The 17,892-nt window shown below is 63.5% G+C and carries 13 protein-coding genes and 1 pseudogene; 11 read left to right on the forward strand and 3 right to left on the reverse strand.

The genetic code is table 11. The features are described 5' to 3' along the window. Nucleotides 1–220 precede the first annotated feature (220 nt). Genes BACI9J_RS20160 through BACI9J_RS20170 form a run of 3 tightly spaced genes read left to right on the forward strand, consistent with a single transcriptional unit; the run spans nt 221 to nt 3,455 of the window. On the forward strand, nt 221–1,348 hold the full coding sequence (locus tag BACI9J_RS20160) for an FUSC family protein (protein ID WP_159735930.1): 1,128 nt from the start codon (nt 221–223) through the stop codon (nt 1,346–1,348). Between the two features lie 55 nt (nt 1,349–1,403). After that, complete coding sequence (radA, locus tag BACI9J_RS20165) at nt 1,404–2,777, forward strand: DNA repair protein RadA (RefSeq protein ID WP_026541672.1); 1,374 nt, start codon at nt 1,404–1,406, stop codon at nt 2,775–2,777. A gap of 54 nt (nt 2,778–2,831) precedes the next feature. Then, complete coding sequence (locus BACI9J_RS20170) at nt 2,832–3,455, forward strand: Pr6Pr family membrane protein (RefSeq protein WP_159735931.1); 624 nt, start codon at nt 2,832–2,834, stop codon at nt 3,453–3,455. A 45-nt stretch (nt 3,456–3,500) separates the two neighbouring features. On the opposite strand, the gene BACI9J_RS20175 is transcribed toward BACI9J_RS20170, so the two are convergent. Continuing rightward, a complete protein-coding gene (locus BACI9J_RS20175) occupies nt 3,501–4,190 on the reverse strand; it encodes a TetR/AcrR family transcriptional regulator (protein WP_159735932.1) in 690 nt (229 codons plus the stop codon). A 227-nt stretch (nt 4,191–4,417) separates the two neighbouring features. On the opposite strand from BACI9J_RS20175, the gene BACI9J_RS20180 reads away from it, so the two are divergent. From BACI9J_RS20180 to disA, 6 genes are all read left to right on the forward strand, one after another. Next, on the forward strand, nt 4,418–5,959 hold the full coding sequence (locus BACI9J_RS20180; RefSeq protein ID WP_159735933.1) for an amino acid permease: 1,542 nt from the start codon (nt 4,418–4,420) through the stop codon (nt 5,957–5,959). 53 nt (nt 5,960–6,012) lie between these two features. After that, complete coding sequence (locus BACI9J_RS20185) at nt 6,013–6,900, forward strand: urea amidolyase associated protein UAAP1 (protein WP_201296630.1); 888 nt, start codon at nt 6,013–6,015, stop codon at nt 6,898–6,900. Next, a complete protein-coding gene (locus BACI9J_RS20190; RefSeq protein WP_159735935.1) occupies nt 6,897–7,553 on the forward strand; it encodes an urea amidolyase associated protein UAAP2 in 657 nt (218 codons plus the stop codon). The genes BACI9J_RS20185 and BACI9J_RS20190 overlap by 4 nt, the downstream gene beginning before the upstream one ends. Continuing rightward, nucleotides 7,550–11,236, forward strand: a complete 3,687-nt coding sequence (uca, locus tag BACI9J_RS20195) for an urea carboxylase (protein WP_159735936.1) — start codon at nt 7,550–7,552, stop codon at nt 11,234–11,236. The genes BACI9J_RS20190 and uca overlap by 4 nt, the downstream gene beginning before the upstream one ends. Continuing rightward, nucleotides 11,233–13,092 carry an allophanate hydrolase gene (atzF, locus tag BACI9J_RS20200; RefSeq protein WP_159735937.1) on the forward strand — a complete coding sequence of 620 codons (1,860 nt, stop codon included), beginning with the start codon at nt 11,233–11,235 and terminating at the stop codon, nt 13,090–13,092. The genes uca and atzF overlap by 4 nt, the downstream gene beginning before the upstream one ends. A 234-nt stretch (nt 13,093–13,326) precedes the next feature. Then, nucleotides 13,327–14,403: a DNA integrity scanning diadenylate cyclase DisA gene (gene disA / locus BACI9J_RS20205; RefSeq protein ID WP_024819020.1), complete on the forward strand. Its 1,077-nt coding sequence runs from the start codon at nt 13,327–13,329 to the stop codon at nt 14,401–14,403. 40 nt (nt 14,404–14,443) lie between these two features. Here disA and BACI9J_RS20210 read toward each other — a convergent pair whose 3' ends face one another. Beyond that, on the reverse strand, nt 14,444–15,127 hold the full coding sequence (locus BACI9J_RS20210; RefSeq protein ID WP_159735938.1) for a hypothetical protein: 684 nt from the start codon (nt 15,125–15,127) through the stop codon (nt 14,444–14,446). A 538-nt stretch (nt 15,128–15,665) separates the two neighbouring features. On the opposite strand from BACI9J_RS20210, the pseudogene BACI9J_RS20215 reads away from it, so the two are divergent. Then, a pseudogene (locus BACI9J_RS20215) lies at nt 15,666–16,082 on the forward strand (AMP-binding enzyme); the annotation flags it as partial. A 12-nt stretch (nt 16,083–16,094) separates the two neighbouring features. Beyond that, nucleotides 16,095–16,652, forward strand: coding sequence for an adenylate kinase (locus BACI9J_RS20220; protein ID WP_159735939.1), 558 nt, complete (start codon nt 16,095–16,097; stop codon nt 16,650–16,652). A 159-nt stretch (nt 16,653–16,811) separates the two neighbouring features. On the opposite strand, the gene BACI9J_RS20225 is transcribed toward BACI9J_RS20220, so the two are convergent. Beyond that, entirely contained in the window at nt 16,812–17,867 is a 1,056-nt protein-coding gene (locus tag BACI9J_RS20225; RefSeq protein WP_159735940.1) for a 2,3-butanediol dehydrogenase, read from the reverse strand. Nucleotides 17,868–17,892: the final 25 nt, after the last annotated feature.

The following is a 17,892-nucleotide window of genomic DNA, read 5'->3' on the forward strand; positions in this document are numbered from 1 at the left end:
CAGGGATTCTTCGATGCGGGCCGAACGGAGATTTCGGCGTGCGCGAGCTGTGGACCAATTAGTTCCTTTACTGAAGGTAAGGAGCGCAGGTAACGGGATCTGCGGTGAAAGGTAAACGGAAGGTGAACGACGGCGGACCATTGGGTTATGTGGCGCGTGCCACCTTGAGGGGTGCAGGGCTTGAGGTAGTTGTGAGGGTTGGGCAAATAGACTGGAAAGCATGGCTGCCGCAAAGGGATTTTCTGCAAGCAAGAGGTTCCTGCGCGCCAGAGTCCGGACGGGCCTGGTTCGCAGCCGGAATTCGTTGACACCGGCCACCCAGATGACAGTGTGCGCCGTGGGCGCCTACGCTTTCGCTGAATACGTCTTGGGCCATCAAGGGCCTTTGTTCGCCGCGACTTCTTCCCTGATTGCTTTGGGCTTTTCCCGCGATCCGCGCCTGCGCCGGGTGATCGAGGTGGGCCTTGGCTGCACCCTGGGCATCGTGGTGGGTGATTTGCTGCTTCACTGGCTGGGCGCCGGGATCTGGCAGGCGGCCGTCGTGCTTCTTTTCTCTATCCTGCTGGCCAGGTTCCTGGATAGCGGAACTATCTTCACCACCCAGCTGGGGCTTCAGTCGTTGCTGGTGGTGCTGCTGCCGGCGCCGGCCGGTGGGCCGTTTACGCGCAGCCTGGACGCCGTGGTTGGTGGCGTTTTCGCACTGCTGGTGACCATCCTGGTGCCCAAAGACCCACGCCGGGAGCCCCGCAAGGACGTCCAGAGGATCCTGCATGAACTGGCGGAAGTGCTGCGTGAATGTGGCAAGGCGCTGACTGAGAGTGACTCCACTATCGCCTGGCACGCACTGATCCGCGGCCGGAACTGCCAGCCGCTGGTGGATCGAATGCGGCAGACTTTGCGCGCTTCCGGTGAAGTTGCCACCCTTGCGCCGGCCCACCGGAGACATCGCGATGAGCTTGCGGGCCTGGAGCATTCGCTGGAATACATAGACCTTGCGCTTCGCAACAGCCGCGTGTTTGCCCGCAGGCTCACCAGTGCCATCAACCATGCCGCGTTGTCTGACGAAGCGATCGACAGCATCTCCGAAGTCTTGCAGGAAACTGCCGCGGCAATCGATGAGATGACCATTGGATTGTCCGAGCAGAGCGAAGGAACCCGCCGCGTTCATCTGCGCCGGGCCCGGAACGAGCTCTCGGATATCGCTGCGCGGCTACACCCCAAGATGCTGGATGTGCAAAGGCTCGAGGGCGAAACGGTGGTCATGTTGTTCCGGCCGCTCATGGTGGACCTGCTGGAAGCCAGCGGCATGGAACCGGACGAGGCCCGCGCGGTGCTTCCGGCGCTGTAGCCTGCGCCGGGATCGGCGGCTAATACTGTCGGTCCCCGCCACTACTCTTGAAACCATGGCTTCCAAGACGTCCCGCGCATCCAAAACACCCGCCTACAAGTGTGCCGAATGTGGCTGGACCGCCATCAAATGGGTGGGCCGTTGCGGCGAGTGCCAGGCGTGGGGAACCGTTGAGGAATACGGCGCCACGGTAGCGCGTACGACGGCGGCCGCTACAGTTTTGGAGCCGGCCCGCCGTATCGCTGAGGTGGATGGGACCACGGCGGCATTCCTGCCCACGGGCGTGGACGAACTGGACCGCGTCCTGGGCGGAGGGCTCGTCCCGGGTGCCGTCATCCTGTTGGCCGGGGAGCCCGGCGTCGGGAAGTCCACCCTGCTGTTGGACGTCGCCGCGAAGTTCGCGCGCACCGGACAGGACGTTCTTTACATCACGGGTGAGGAGTCGGCGGCGCAGGTGAAGCTGCGTGCCGAGCGGATCGATGCTGTGGCCCACACCCTTTATCTCTCTGCCGAGACCGACCTCGGGCAGGCGCTGGGTCAAGTGGAAAAGCTTGAACCCAAGCTGCTGATTGTGGACTCCGTCCAGACCTTGAGCAGTGCAGACGTGGAGGGCAGCGCTGGTGGCGTGTCCCAGGTACGCGAAGTTGCGGCTTCCATCATTTCCGCGGCCAAACGACGCAATATGACCACGCTCCTGGTGGGCCATGTGACCAAGGAAGGCACCATCGCGGGGCCCCGTTTGCTGGAACACCTGGTGGATGTTGTGTGCCAGTTCGAAGGTGAGCGCCACTCCCGTCTACGCCTGCTGCGGGCCGTGAAGAACCGCTATGGCGCCACGGACGACGTCGGATGCTTTGACCTTAACGAGACCGGCATTGAGGGGCTGGCTGATCCCAGCGGGTTGTTCGTCTCACGGACCCGTGAGCCTGTTTCGGGCACCTGCATTACGGTGACCATGGAAGGCCGCAGGCCCTTGCTGGCTGAGGTTCAGTCCCTTCTTGCCGAGAGCGCCAATTCCCAGCCCCGCCGTGCCACCAGCGGGTTGGAAAGCTCCAGGGTTGCCATGCTGTTGGCAGTTCTTCAGCAGCGTGCCGGCTGCATGCTGCATAAAGACGATTCCTATGTGGCAACCGTGGGCGGCGTGAAGCTGACGGAACCGGCAACGGACTTGGCAGTCGCGCTGGCCGTGGCATCGGCGAAGTCCCGGAAGGCACTCCCGCAAAGGCTTATTGCGTTCGGCGAGGTTGGCCTGGCAGGCGAGGTCCGTCCGGTTCCCGGGATCAACCAGCGCATCCAGGAAGCTCACCGGCTCGGCTTCACGCACGCCATTGTTCCGGCAAGCCCGGCAGGTGCGGGCGTTATCCCGGACGGCTTCTCGGTGCGCGAGGTGGGTCACCTGGCTGAGGCGCTGGAACTGCTGATCACGTAATCCTGCCGGGGTGTCGAGGCTGTTCGGGGTGTGGAGTCAGCGAGGATGAGAGGCATGACCAAACGGAATGTGCTAATCGGGGGACGCTTTTTCTTTGGCCTGCTGACCTTGGTGGCGGTAGGAACACAGCTGACAGTTCACTTGGGCCTGGGCTATGACCTATGGAACTTCTTCAGCTACTTCACCAACCTGTCCAATATCTTCGCCGCCCTGGTGCTCCTCATCAGCGGTTACAGGGTGCTGATCCGGAAGCGCCCCAGCGAAATCGATGACGTCACCCGAGGCACTGCCACCATCGCCATGGCCGTGGTGGGCCTGGTGTTCGGTGCGCTGCTTGCCGGCGAAGACCTCGGTTCGTTGCTCCCGTGGGTCAACTTTGTGGTCCACTACCTGATCCCCGTGGTGATGGTGGCTGACTGGCTGTTCCAACCGCCCAGGGCCACCCTGCGCCCCAAGCACATTTGGTATTGGCTGCTCTACCCCATTGGCTACCTGCTCTACAGCCTCATCCGCGGGGCGTTCGTTGACTGGTACCCGTATTGGTTCATTGATCCTGCCAGGGCCGGCGGCTGGGGTGGCGTTGTGGTGTTTGCCGTCGCAATTTCCGTTGGATTCCTCCTGGTGAGCCTGGCCATGCTGTGGCTGGGGAACAAGCTCAAGCGGCAGGTGGATTACTAGGCGGTCCTAGCCCGCTGTCTTAGCCCGGCCTATTAGCTCGGCGTATCAGCTCGCCAAGGAGACAGGTGCCCCAAAGCGGAGGATGAGCTCCTTGCCGGCAGCCCTCACTGCCGGGAGTTCGCGCCTCAGCCCGGCCAGCGTCACCACGGTATCGGCGGTGGTGGATGCCGAATCTTTTGAGATCAGTCCGTCAGCACGGAGGTTGATCAGGGACTCCACCAGCCGGAATGCGGTATCTCCAAGGCCTGGGTCGGCGTGGGGACCAGCGGCAGTTATGAGCTCATTGCCCAGTTCCGAGTAGATGGTCCTGAGTTCCTTGCGGGCTGCCATGAAGGGTTGGAAGATCTCTGCCCTGGCTTCAGGGAGGTGATAGAGCACCCCCAGGTTCCAGCGCGAACTGCACAGCTGTGAACCGTCAAACAACACCACCGCGTGCAACCGTGCCGCAGCCAGGCCGGCGTCGTCGGAATGATCCCGCACAGCCCGGGCGAACGCCAGGCTGGTAGACACCGTCCCGCCGAGGAGCTCTCCCAGGATCTCGTCCTTGGTGGAGAAGTGGTGATACAGCGAGGATTGCCGGATTCCCACGGCATCGGCAATGGCCCGGGTGGAGGTGTTGGCGAACCCTTGACTCGTGAAGAGCTCGGCTGCCGCATCCAGGATTTCATCGCGGGCGGTGGCTCCCGGGCGTATCGCTTGCTGCTTGCGGGGGCGTCCCGGTCCGGCTGTAGTCACCCTTCATTCTTGCATCGCACCACCTCCAAAGTGCCCGTTCACTAGGGTCTCCCGCGATGGTGAGTTTTCATTTACACCCCGGAAATACGTGGTAACCAAGGCTTTACATTGGCGAAACGCTACGGGGACACCGCGCTGGAAAACTATCAAGTGACCGATATTCCGGAAGGGTAATCCGAGCCTCTCCGGGCTGGTTCCACATCCCGTCCCAGACACGGAGAAACCCGATGACATCCACCCTTTCGACGGCGGCCAGCCGCACCGACGATGCAGACCTGACAGCACTTGGCTACCAGCCCACCCTGCACCGCAAGCTGGGCCGATACGCATCGTTCGCCGCAGGTTTTTCGTTCGTCTCCATCCTCACCACCATCTTCCAGCTCTTCGCCTTCGGCTACTCGTTCGCCGGCCCTGCTTTCTTCTGGACCTGGCCCGTGGTCCTGGTGGGTCAACTCCTTGTGGCATTGAACTTTGCCGAACTCGCCGCCCGCTACCCCCTGTCCGGCGCTGTCTATCAATGGTCGCGCCGAGTGGGGGGCGAAGTGGTGGGTTGGTTCGCGGGCTGGTTCATGTCCATCGCCCAGGTCATCACTGCCGCCGCGGCAGCCATTGCCCTCCAGGTGGTCCTCCCCCAGTTGTGGGATGGCTTCCAAGTGGTGGGCGGCGATCCCGCCCTGACAACCCCCTCGGGCGCGGCAAACGCAGTGATCCTTGGTGCGGCTCTACTTGTGCTCACCACCGTGATCAACTGCCTGGGCGTGAAGCTCATGTCCCACGTGAACTCCATCGGCGTTACCTGCGAGATTGTGGGAGTGGCCGCGGTGATCCTCGCCCTGTTCTCGGCCGCGCAGCGCGGCCCGGAGGTGGTGGCGGACGTCAGCGTGGTCACCACCTCTGACCTTGGCGCGGTGGGCGCCTTCCTGGTCTCCGGGCTGATGGCGGCCTACGTGATGGTGGGCTTCAACTCCGCCGGTGAACTGTCGGAGGAAACCAAGAACCCCCGCAAGACGGCCCCGCGCACCATTCTCTCCGCGCTCATTATCTCGGGCATAGGCGGCGGACTCATGATCATCGCCGCACTGATGGCAGCACCAAGCCTGGACGACGGCCGGCTGGCCACCGAAGGACTGCCCTACGTACTGACCGCTGTGCTGGGCACGTTCTGGGGGAAAGTACTGCTGGTTGACGTGGCAATTGCCATCTTCGTCTGCACCCTTGCCATCCAAACGGCAGGTTCACGGCTGGTGTTCTCCATGGCCCGCGACGGCAAACTCCCGGCCTCGGCCCTGCTCGCAAAGGTCCACGCCAAGCGCGGAACCCCCATGTGGCCCTCCATTGCGATCGGCGCCCTGGCTGTGGGCATCCTGGCCATCAACATCGGCAACTCCGCACTCTTCACCACCCTCTGCAGCGTGTGCATAGTGATGGTGTATCTGGCGTACCTGATGGTCACCGTGCCGCAGTTGCTCAGCCGTTTCCGGGGCGACTGGGGCCGTGTTGGGCAGACCATGCCGGCGGGACTCTTCTCCTTGGGCCGTTGGGGCCTTACTGTCAACATCCTGGCCGTGCTGTACGGCGCCGTGATGGTCATCAACCTTTCCTGGCCCCGCCCGGAAGTGTACGACCCCTCCGGCGAACACGGGATCCTGCTCTTCTCCGCCCCCATCATGGTGGGCGCCGTCCTGATCCTGGGCATCTGGGTCCGGCGGAACATACGGGTCCGGGACAACAAGGCCGCAATCGCTGCCGAATCCGCCAACGCCGGCTAACGCCACCGCCAGTTCCAAGTACCAGCACCAGCACCAGCACAGAAATGATTGCCATGACTCAGACTCTTGAAACACGGACCGCTGAAAACAGTACCGCCACAACAGCCGGCGCCAAGCTGCACGCACGGGCCCAGCACGGACTCACGGCCGAAACCATGATCCACGTCCCGCCAGCTTCGGCCCCTGCGCGCTTGACGTCGGCACTCCCCCAGGAGGCGAAGGATTCCCTCACTTGGGCGGAGACACTCGCCTTCGGACGCTACACCCACCTGGAACTGGCCCGCGGGACGCGCCTCAGGCTCACAGACCTCGACGGCGATGCTTGCGTTCACGCTGTCATCATCCGGAGCGGGGCCCAGCATGAGCGACTCAACGTAGCGGACACCGTCAAAGTCCCCTGGCAGGCATACATCACCACAGGGCACCCGCTTCTATCCGACGCCGGCCGGCTCATGGCAACCGTAGTGGCCGATTGTTCAGGCAAGCACGATGCCCTTGCCGGCACCACAAACCTGGCCGGTAACACTGCCAAGTACGGTGCCGGGTCCGCCCACAGCCCGTCACCGGCAGGCCGCGAACTCCTCACCCTGGGCGGCATGAAGCACGGAGTCAGTCAAAGGCAACTGCCGCCGTCGATCTCTTTCTTCAAGGGCGTCACCGTGGACCCGGATGGCAGCATCCGGTTCGCCGGCAGCGCAGGCGCCGGGGCCGTCGTCGAGCTTCTCCTCCACATGGACGCAGTGCTGGTACTGGCCAACACCGCACATCCGCTGGATCCGCGCGCGGAGTTCACCGGCAGCGCAGTCGACATCGTGGCCTGGCAGGCACCGCAGGACCTTGAAGCGCTCAAGGACGGAACCCTGGATGTTGGCCTCGGCCCGGAAGGGCGTCTTGCCCTCCACAACACAGAACTCGACTACAACGCAAGGACCTCCGCATGAACGTCATCGCAGAAAGCATCCCCGCACTAGTGCCGGGGCAGGTGGTGTTGGACGAATTGGTGGAAGCCCGCGGCCCCTGGTCCGCTGTGGTGGCAGCCGGAGACATCCTCACCATTGTTGACCTCGATGGCAACCAAGCCGTCGACTGCATCCTTTATGCAGCACAGGACACCAGCACCCGGTACTCCGCCGCCGTGACCATCGCGAGCCAGGGTTCGATCTTCCTCACTACCGGCTCAATCCTGCGCGCAGACAGCGGCCTGGAACTCATGACCGTGGTGGCGGACGAGGTTGGCATCCATGACACCATCGGCGGCGCCTGCTCGCAGGAATCCAATACCCTCCGCTACGGTCAGCACACCCATGAACAGCACGCTTGCGTTGAGAACTTCCTCATTGAAGGCGCCAAGTGGGATCTGGGCAAGAAGGACCTGGTGTCCAACATCAACTGGTTCATGAACGTGCCCGTGGACCCGGATGGCGCCCTGGGAATAGTGGACGGGTTGTCCGCACCCGGCAAGCGAGTAGCCCTTCGCGCAGAGGTGGACACGCTGGTGCTGGTATCCAACTGCCCCCAAATCAACAACCCCTGCAACGGCTTCAACCCCACGCCGGTGCGCATGATCGTCACACGTCCGGAGGCCCGCGCATGACCCGTTTCGATACCCTTCTTATTGCCAACCGTGGCGAGATTTCCTGCCGGATCATTGAGTCCGCCCGTAACGCGGGACTGCGCACCGTGGCCGTCTTCTCCGAGGCTGATCGCGGCGCCAAGCATGTGAAGCTCGCGGACGAGGCCGTCCTGCTGGGTCCCGCACCGGCCAAGGAGTCCTATCTCAAGGTGGAGGCCATCCTCAGTGCGGCAGCCGCCACCGGGGCAGGCGCCATCCACCCCGGCTACGGATTCCTGTCCGAGGATGCAGCATTCGCGGAAGCCGTGGAGGCAGCAGGGCTGGTCTTCGTAGGTCCCACCCCGGAGCAACTCCGGATCTTCGGGACCAAGCACACTGCCAGGGATGCCGCCCAGCGCGCCGGGGTTCCCATGATCGCGGGATCCGGTCTGCTGGACAGTGTGGACGAAGCAGTGGCCGCGGCAGGAACCATCGGCTACCCGCTCATGCTCAAGGCAACCGGAGGTGGCGGCGGAATCGGCATGGCCGTGTGCCGCGATGAAGCCGAACTCCGTGACAACTACTCCCGGGTGGCTCGACTTGCCAGCTCCAGCTTCGGAACCGCCGGAGTCTTCGCTGAACGCTACATCGAGCACGCCCGCCACGTGGAAGTCCAGGTGTTCGGCGACGGTGAGGGCCGTGTAGTGAGCCTCGGCGACCGCGACTGCTCACTGCAACGCCGCCATCAGAAAGTACTTGAAGAGGCTCCCGCCCAGGATCTCCCTGAGGCATTGCGGGAGGAACTGCACCGAAGCTCCCGCGCCCTCTGCGCCTCAGTAGGCTACCGCTCTGCAGGCACCGTGGAGTTCGTCTACGATCCCGTCCGCCAGGAAGCCTCCTTCCTTGAGGTCAACGCCCGGCTGCAAGTAGAACACCCCGTCACCGAAGCCATCACCGGCGTTGACCTGGTGGAATGGATGCTGAACCTGGCCCAGCAGGAGCCCGTACTTCACGGCGTGCCGGACAGCCTGCCCGTCTCGGGCCATGCCGTGGAAGCGCGCATCTATGCAGAAGACCCTGCCCGGAACTTCCAGCCCAGCGCCGGAACCGTCACCAACGCGCAGTACCCGGCCTCCGACGTCGTACGCATTGACGCTTGGGTGGAGACCGGCAGTGAAGTCTCCACCAGTTACGATCCCCTGCTGGGCAAGGTCATCACGTCCGGCACCACCCGCGACGCCGCCTTTGATGCCTTGGCCTCTGCGCTGGCAGAGACCCGCATTGACGGAATCGAAACGAACCTGGGCATGCTGCGTGCCGTGGCCGGGATGGACGTGGTCCGCGCTGCCCAGCACTCCACCGGGACCCTGAACACCGTGGGCGATCCTGAGCCACGTATCACTGTTGAACGGCCGGGCCTCCAGACCAGCGTTCAGGATTGGCCGGGCAGGACCGGACTGTGGCAGATCGGCGTGCCGCCCAGTGGTCCCATGGATGATTTGTCGTTCCGCCTGGGCAACACCGCGCTGGGAAACCCTGAGGGCGCACCTGGTTTGGAATTCACCATGGCCGGGCCGGCGCTCCGTTTCACCCACTCCACCACCGTGTGCGTCACGGGCGCCGACGTCACCGTGACCGTCAACGGCAACGCCGCAAACACCTGGGAGCCCATCACCGTCCCGGAGAACGGCCTCCTGGACGTTGGCTCGGCGGACGGATCCGGGCTGCGGGGGTATGTCCTGTTTGAAGGCGGGCTGGATGTTCCCCAGTATCTGGGCAGTGCCTCGACCTTCACGTTGGGACAGTTCGGCGGACACGGCGGCCGAGTGCTGAGGGCCAGTGATGTGCTCCGCACGGTCACCGGGCACCTGCCTGAAACCGTCCCCGGCGTGGTTCCTGCCGAAAGCCGCCCGGCTCTCACCTCCGAATGGGAGCTGAAGGTAGTGGAAGGCCCGCATGGTGCGCCCGAATTCTTCCAACGCGAGGACATCCAGGAACTCTATGCCGCGGAATACGAGGTCCACTTCAACTCCGCCCGCACCGGCGTCCGCCTGATCGGACCCAAGCCGCGCTGGGCACGCAATGACGGCGGCGAGGCCGGACTGCACCCTTCCAACATCCACGACACCGCCTACTCCGTGGGAGCCCTGGACTTCACCGGCGATACCCCCATCCTGCTGGGTCCCGATGGTCCGAGCCTGGGCGGTTTCGTATGCCCCGTCACCGTTGTGACCGGCGAGCGCTGGAAGCTGGGGCAGCTGCGGCCCGGGGATAAGGTCCGCTTTGTGCCGATCCGCTCGGTGGAGGCGCCCTCGATCAAGGAGCTCGGCGTCGCGAGGCAGCTGGTTCTGCCGGGTGCTGGCGGGTCAGGCACCGGCGGCAGCTTCAGTAACGCCGCGCTGCTTCGCGGGGACGGCGACGACGGCGTGTTGGGCCGGGTGCCCGAAGGCGACGGACGGCCTGCCGTCACCTTCCGCCGCTCTGGTGATGACAACCTTTTGGTGGAGTACGGGGACATGGTGTTGGATCTTGGCCTCCGCGCCCGCGTCCACGCCCTCCATCAGGAACTTGAACGCCTCGGTGTGCCGGGCATTGTGGATCTGACCCCGGGCATCCGTTCCCTGCAGATCAAGGCTGATCCGTCGGTGCTGCCCACATCCAAGCTGTTGGGCCTGGTCAGGGAGATAGACGCCTCGCTCCCTGCAAGCTCGGAATTGGTAGTGCCCAGCCGCAGCGTCCGCCTCCCCTTGTCCTGGGACGATCCCGCCACCCGTGAAGCGATCGAGCGCTACATGGCCGGTGTCCGTGATGATGCCCCGTGGTGCCCGTGGAACATCGAGTTCATCCGCCGCATCAACGGCTTGGAGTCCGTCAATGATGTTTTCGACACCGTCTTCAACGCCGAGTACCTTGTGCTGGGACTGGGCGATGTGTACTTGGGCGCTCCGGTAGCAACGCCCCTGGACCCGCGGCACCGGCTGGTCACCACCAAGTACAACCCTGCCCGCACGTGGACCCCTGAGAATGCCGTGGGCATCGGCGGTGCCTACATGTGCATCTACGGCATGGAAGGTCCCGGCGGTTACCAGTTTGTTGGGCGCACAACGCAGGTCTGGTCGCGCTACGCGGACACAGCGCCCTTTGAGCCGGGTTCCCCGTGGTTGCTCCGTTTCTTCGACCGAATTTCCTGGTACCCCGTCAGCCCTGAGGAACTGCTTGATCTCCGGGCCGATATGGCAGCCGGCAGGGGCCGGGGCGTGGAGATTGAGGACGGCACCTTCTCGCTGGCCGAGCATGAGGAATTCCTTGAGCGCAACAGCGTCTCCATTGCGGAGTTCCGTGAGACCCAGTCCGCGGCTTTCGCCGTGGAGCGGCAGGCTTGGGAGGAAGCCGGCGAGTTCGATCGCGCCGAGCAGGTTGTGTCCCTGGCCCCGCCGGCGGATGACGTTGTGGTTCCCGACGGCGGCACCTTGGTTACGTCTCCGTTCGCCGCGAGTGTGTGGAAAGTGGATGTGGAACCCGGTGACCTGGTGGCGGCCGGCCAACCGCTGGTTTCCCTTGAAGCTATGAAGATGGAGACGGTCATCCAGGCACCTGTTGGTGGCGTAGTCCACCGCGTACTGCCTACGGCCGGTGCGCAGGTTGTGGCCGGTGAGGCTCTGGTGGTGCTCGAGCCTGTTGACGTCCGGGAACCCGCACTTGTGCTGGAAGGCAGCGCCTCATGACCGGGCCTACCGTGGAACGCGTCCTGGCGGCACTCGAGGCGATTGACGCCGTCGGCCGTCCTGAAATATGGATTCACCTGCGCGGGCGGGATGAGCTGCTCGCCGAAGCCTCACGGATTGATGCGGCCGCGGCGTCCGGCAAGGACCTGCCTCTGGTTGGTCTGTTGCTCGCCGTGAAAAACAACGTGCACGTGGCCGGTCTCCTGACGACGGCGGCGTGCCCCGGCTTTGGTGAAGTGCCCGCCCGGGATGCGGTGCCGGTTGCGAGGCTCCGCAACGCGGGTGCCCTGGTGCTGGGGGCTACCAACCTGGACCAGTTCGCCACGGGACTGGTGGGAACCCGCAGCCCGTATGGAGCTGTGCGCGATTCCCGTCGTCCCGAACGGATTTCCGGTGGCTCCAGCTCAGGTTCCGCAGTGGCAGTGGCCCTGGGACTCGTGGACCTTGCCATCGGTACGGATACCGCCGGTTCGGGGCGGATTCCCGCCGCCCTGCAGGGGATTGTGGGGATCAAGCCGACGCTGGGCGTGGTGTCCACTGAGGGTGTGGTTCCGGCCTGCCGTTCCTGGGATACCGCCACCATCTTTGCCCGCGACCTCGCAACTGCCGAGCTCGCCATGGGCATCATGGCCGGGGAGGGTCGTAGCTGGCCAGCGGACGTGAAGATCGCCGCACCGGCAACTCCGCGGGTGGCCTATCCGGCCGCGCTGCCGGCACTCCCGGACGCGTGGGCGCTCGAGCTCGAAGCCCAGATAGAGCGCCTACGATCCACCGGGGTGGTGGCCGAAGCCATTGACGTGGACGTCTTCCTGGAGGCCGCCCGGCTGCTATACGACGGCGGATTGGTGGCCGAGCGTTATGCCGCCGTCGGGAGCTTTGTTGATGAGGTGCGGGCCGGCGGGTTTTCTGCAACACTCGATCCCACCGTGGCAGGGATCATTACAGCCGCGGGCAAAGTACCGGCATACCAGTACGTGACGGACACCGCGGCCCTGGAGCAGCTCAAGAAGGAAGCGATGCTGCGGCTGGACGGCTTCGATGCCCTGATTGTGCCAACAGCACCTTTCCACCCGACACTTGCCGAGGTTGCGGCTGATCCCGTGGGGGTCAATTCCCGGATGGGCACGTACACGAACTTCTGCAACCTCTTTGATCTCAGCGCTGTTGCAGTCCCGGCAGGAACTGTTACCGACGGCGACGGCAGCGCGGGCGGGACAGGCGGCGCAGTTTCGCAGTTCGGCCTGACAGTCATCGCCCGCACCTTCGAGGACGGGGTGGCCGCGGACATAGCCAGACGGATCGAGGTGACCCCGGAGAAGCCGGAACTGTTCGCACCCGGGGCGGCACCCGCAAGTTTCGGCGCAACAGAGGTTCCTTGGCCGGTTGCCGCGGGGGCCGCCGTCGTACCTCTTGTAGTGGTGGGTGCCCACCGGAAGGGCCAGCCGTTGGCAGCGGAACTTGAGCGGCGCGGAGCTTTCTGGGAGGGCCGGGTTGTCACTGCGGCGAGGTACCGCATGGTGGCCCTGGAAACCACGCCTCCCAAGCCCGGAGTGGTTCGGTCTGAACAAGGATCCGGGCTCGTAGCAGAACGATGGCTGCTTTCCGAGGCGGCGTTGGGATCTTTCCTGGCCGAATTGCCCGAACCGATGTTGCTGGGGTCCATCACCTTGGACGATGGGAGCACCGCGGTGGGTTTCGCCTGCGATGCCGTAGCTGCAGCAGCTGCCCGGGATATTACGGAGTACGGCGATTGGATTAAATATTTGGCAGAAAGTGCTGCTGCGCCGGGGAACCACGGGCTGTGGCGGGAAGCGGGCAGCGCCTTGCTGACAGGCCTTGGGCGCGGCCAGCGCTAGAGCGATGGCGGCTGATTGACCGAAATAGGGTTCGCGTCAATCGGTCGCCAAACCACTTTCCGGGCCACACCGAACATCACCAAATGGACCACTTTGGGGCTTGCTGGTGCGGTTAATGGCGTCCGGAAGCCCTATCATTGTGCTTGTCGTCTTGTGGGCATTTTTGGCAGTGCGCGCTGACGCCGGATTCAGCTTGTCTGTGAGCCATGGCTTGCACCTTCGAAGGGAAACCCTATGGCCCGGAGCCCGGAAGAGTCGCTCAAGGCGACCCTTGCCAGAGTCGCACCCGGAACTCCTTTGCGTGACGGCCTGGAACGCATTCTTCGTGGACGCACCGGCGCCTTGATCGTGCTGGGGTACGACCGCACTATCGACTCCATCTGTTCGGGCGGGTTCGATATCGGCATTGATTTCTCCCCAACGCGTCTGCGTGAACTGGCCAAAATGGACGGCGCCATCATCTGCGACAAGGACGCCAGCAACATTGTCCGCGCGGCCGTCCAACTGGTGCCGGATTCAAGCATTGAGACCCAGGAATCAGGCACCAGGCACCGCACTGCAGAACGCGTGGCCATCCAGACCGGCGTTCCCGTTATTTCCGTCAGCCAGTCCATGCAGATCATCGCGCTCTACGTGAACGGTTTGCGCCACGTGCTGGAGGGCTCGGAGAAGGTCCTGGCCCGCGCCAACCAGGCACTGGCCACCTTGGAGAGGTACAGCGCACGTCTTGACCAGGTCACCAGCTCCCTTTCCGCCTTGGAGATCGAGGCCCTGGTCACCGTCAGGGATGTTGCCGTCACGCTGCAACGCCAGGAAATGGTTCGTCGCATCTCCGAGGAAATCGCCCAATACGTGCTGGAACTCGGTGAAGACGGCCGGCTGTTGTCCCTTCAGGTGGAGGAACTCACCATGGGACGCGGACCGGGCAGCGACGTCATCATCCGCGACTACTCCGATCCGGACGCGACGCCCGAGGAAATTGAGGAAGCCGTCCAAGCACTCCTCAACCTTGGCCCCACCGAACTGATCGACCTCAGCCGCATTGCCCACATCATCGGCTTCGCAGGCGGAGTGGAGCAGTTGGACGCCGTAGTGCAGCCGCGCGGTTACCGGCTCCTTTCCGGCCTCAAGTCCGTTCCCAAGGCAGTGGCCGACCGTTTGGTGGACTACTTCGGCGGACTCCAGAACCTCATGGCAGCCACCATCGATGACCTCATGACCGTGGACGGAATCGGCGATCAGCGCGCCCGCACAGTCCGCGAAGGCCTGAGCCGCATGGCCGAGGCAAGCCTGCTGGACCGTTTCCTCTAAAGCCGAGCGCCGCCGTCGGGCGTTCGCGCTTGGATGAGCGCTAGTTCAGCTGGAAGGCGACCTTGGGGCTCGCCTTGTTTCCGAGGCGCGCCTCGAACGTGTAGTAGGCGCCACCCGCTCCCGGCGTTGCGGCGATGCTGGCGCAGCCTTCCAGCGTCCGGTTGCGCTGCCAGGGAAAGTTTGCGGTTTCGCTCTTGCCGGGCTGGATGGTCTTGATGAGATCCTCGCCGCCCGTTTGGCAGTCCTTAGAAGAGAAGATCCGGTCCGAGCCGCTCATCAGCAAGTACTCCATCTGCGAGGTGCCCACGTTGACCTCGCACGGGGCCGTGCCGCCGTTGGTGATGGTCATGGTCAGCAGCGGCTTTTCCTCCGGACCGTAAGCGGGCTTATCGGTCTTGGCGGCCACGGTCATCAGGTTGAAATCGCACACGGGTGTGGGCGATGGCGACGCCGCAGCCGTTCCCGTCGGGGTACTTCCCTGGCTTGGCACCGTTGATGCCTGGGGCGTGCTGACGGCCTGCGGCTCCGGGTCACCAGCCAGCGCGCCGGTGAGGGCCACCACCCCGCCGATCACCAGTGCGATGACCAGCAGCAGGGCGCCAAAAACCACTTGCCGACGACGGCGGTACACGGCAGGGCTCGGCCGTCGCTTTTTGCCGGGGGCAGCACCCTTCGCCGGCGCTGACGTGCGCGCGGTCGAATCCTGCTTACCCGTGTTGGCCATGGTTCTAGGCTAGGCGCGCAGCCGCATGGGCACCTAACCTCCACGCCGAAAGGGCCTCATGCGGGCGTGTGTGACGTCGACCATGGGCAGTTTTGGGGGGCGGCGGCCGGCCCGCCGGCGGTCTAGCTGGAGCAATCGCACGTTAGGTGCAAGAACTCCCCATCCGTCTGCAGAACTGCAGGTGCAACCTGCTTGTAACCTCCCCGCTCCTACGCTGAGGTCCACGGCACGGTCGCAGCGAGAGAAACCTGCAGTGTTCCCGGCCGATTGAGGAAGGCAACGGGCTACCTTGCCTTGACCCCGCAGAAACTGAAGGAAAACGAAGGGTTTATACATGTCAACGGATATTGCCGCGATGTCAGCGGAAAACTATGTTCAGCAGGGTGAGGCGCTTGAAAACCTCCTCCATGAGAACCGCAAGTTCGCGCCGTCTGCGGAGTTCGCCGCGAACGCCGTGACCAGCGCTGACGCCTACGCAGAGGCAGAGGCGGACCGTCCCGCGTTCTGGGCGAAGCAGGCCCGCGAGTTGTTGACCTGCGACGTCTGGCTCCTGGGCCGCGTGGACGACGTCATGAACGTCTCCGGCCACCGTCTCTCCACCACGGAGATCGAATCCGCCCTGGTCAGCCACCCGTCCGTTGCCGAGGCAGCCGTGGTGGGTGCAGCTGACGACACCACCGGCCAAGCTGTGGTCGCGTTCGTCATCCTCCGCGGTGACGCCGTGAACAACGGCGACGAAACGGTTTTGGAACTGCGGAACCACGTGGGCAAGGAAATCGGCCCGATCGCCAAGCCCAAGCAGCTGCTGATCGTTCCGGAACTGCCCAAAACGCGCTCCGGCAAGATCGTCCGGCGCCTCCTCAAGGACATCGCCGAAGGCCGCGACACCGGCGACGCCACCACACTGGCAGACCCCGGCATCATGGCCCAGATCGCCAAATCGCTCACTAAGTAGAAAGTAGCTGCCATGAAGAGAATGTTGCTCATGGGCCCTCCCGGTTCTGGCAAAGGCACCCAGGCAGAACGTATTTCGTCGCAACTCGGTATTGTCGCCATCTCTACAGGGGACATCTTCCGCGAGAATGTCCGTGGCCGTACAAAGCTAGGCATTGAGGTCCAGCAATACATGGACAGGGGCGATTTCGTTCCGGACAGATTCACCAACAACATGGTTTGTGATCGGCTCGCGCAAGTTGATGTCGCCGACGGCTTCCTTTTGGACGGCTATCCCCGCACGGTCACTCAGGCGCAGTTCCTCGATCACGTCCTCGCCGACAAGGGCCAGCAATTGGACTGTGTCCTGCAGCTAACGGCAGACAGCGAGGAACTAGTCACGCGGCTGCTCAAGCGCGCAGCGGTGGACGGCCGCACGGACGATACTGAACAGGTCATACGCCGCCGGTTGGACCTCTATCAGCATGAGACCGAGGCCGTCGTGTCGCACTACGAAGAGCTGGGCCTCCTCAGACGGGTCAACGGCACCGGACGAGTCGAAGAGATTACGAGGCTCATTCTCCCTGCTTGAGCAAACGGGTTGGCTGTGCTGATGGTGGAGGGAGGTGCGCCCAAACTTGAAGGGGCACCTCCCTGCAGCCTAATTAGATCTACGTGTCGGCTACCAGCCTCCGAAGAGCATTTCGGAGTTATCTCCACCCCAAGGCGGTCCCGTACAGACCGCCGGCGACTACGGGTGGACCAGAATCTTCACCGCGGTGTCATTGTGGTTGATCAAGGTTTCGAACCCCTTGTCCACAAGGTCTTCCAACGCGATCCGTCCGGTGATGAATGGTTTGAGGTCCACTTTGCCGTCCTGGACCAGCCTGATCGCCGCGGCATGGTCGCGCACATAGGCGATTGTGCCGCGTAAATCGATCTCCTTCAGCACGATTTTCTGCATATCCACAGTCGCCGGATGGCCCCAGATGGACACATTCACCACCACGCCGACGGGCTTTACAGCATTAAGTAAGGTATCCAGCACTGCATTAACGCCGGCACATTCAAATGCCACATCTGCGCCGACGCTATTCGTGATTTCCTGTACGCGTGTCTGGAGGTCTTCCTGGCTCGGGTCGATCACATAATCCGCGACCCCGCTGGAGCGCGCCTTTTCCTTGCGGGCCGCGCTGAGCTCGCTGATGACGGTGGTGACACCCATACTTTTCAAAACGGCGGCCGTCAGTAGTCCGATGGGTCCGGAACCGCCGATCAGGGCGACGTCACCTGTCTTGGCGCCGCTGCGGGTCACCGCGTGGTGGGCAACCGACAGCGGCTCGATCAGTGCGGCCTCATCCAACGGAATGTCACCAATTTTGTGAACCCACCTTGTGTCCACGACAATCTTTTCGCCGAGACCGCCGCCACCGCCGGACAGGCCGATGAAGCCCATCTTCGTGCACAGATGATAGTTGCCGGCTTTGCAGGGTGCGCACTCGTCGCATACGAAATAGGGTTCGACGACGACATTGTCACCGACTGCTAGTTCGTCAACACCTTCACCGACCTCCACAATCGTGCCGGAGAATTCATGGCCCATGGTGACCGGGGCTTCTTCTCCGGAGAGAGGATGGGGATGTCCGGGTGATGGGACAAAGATGGGGCCTTCCAGAAACTCATGGAGATCGGTTCCGCAGATGCCGCACCACGCAACCTGGATTTTCACTGTACGGGCCCGCACCTCCGGCTCCGGAACATCGTCGATCCGCAGGTCATTGCGGGCGTAAAACCGTGCTGCTTTCATGTTCTCTTCTGCCTTTTCTTGGTGT

The organism is Arthrobacter sp. 9V (genome assembly GCF_902506065.1).
Lineage (GTDB): Bacteria > Actinomycetota > Actinomycetes > Actinomycetales > Micrococcaceae > Arthrobacter.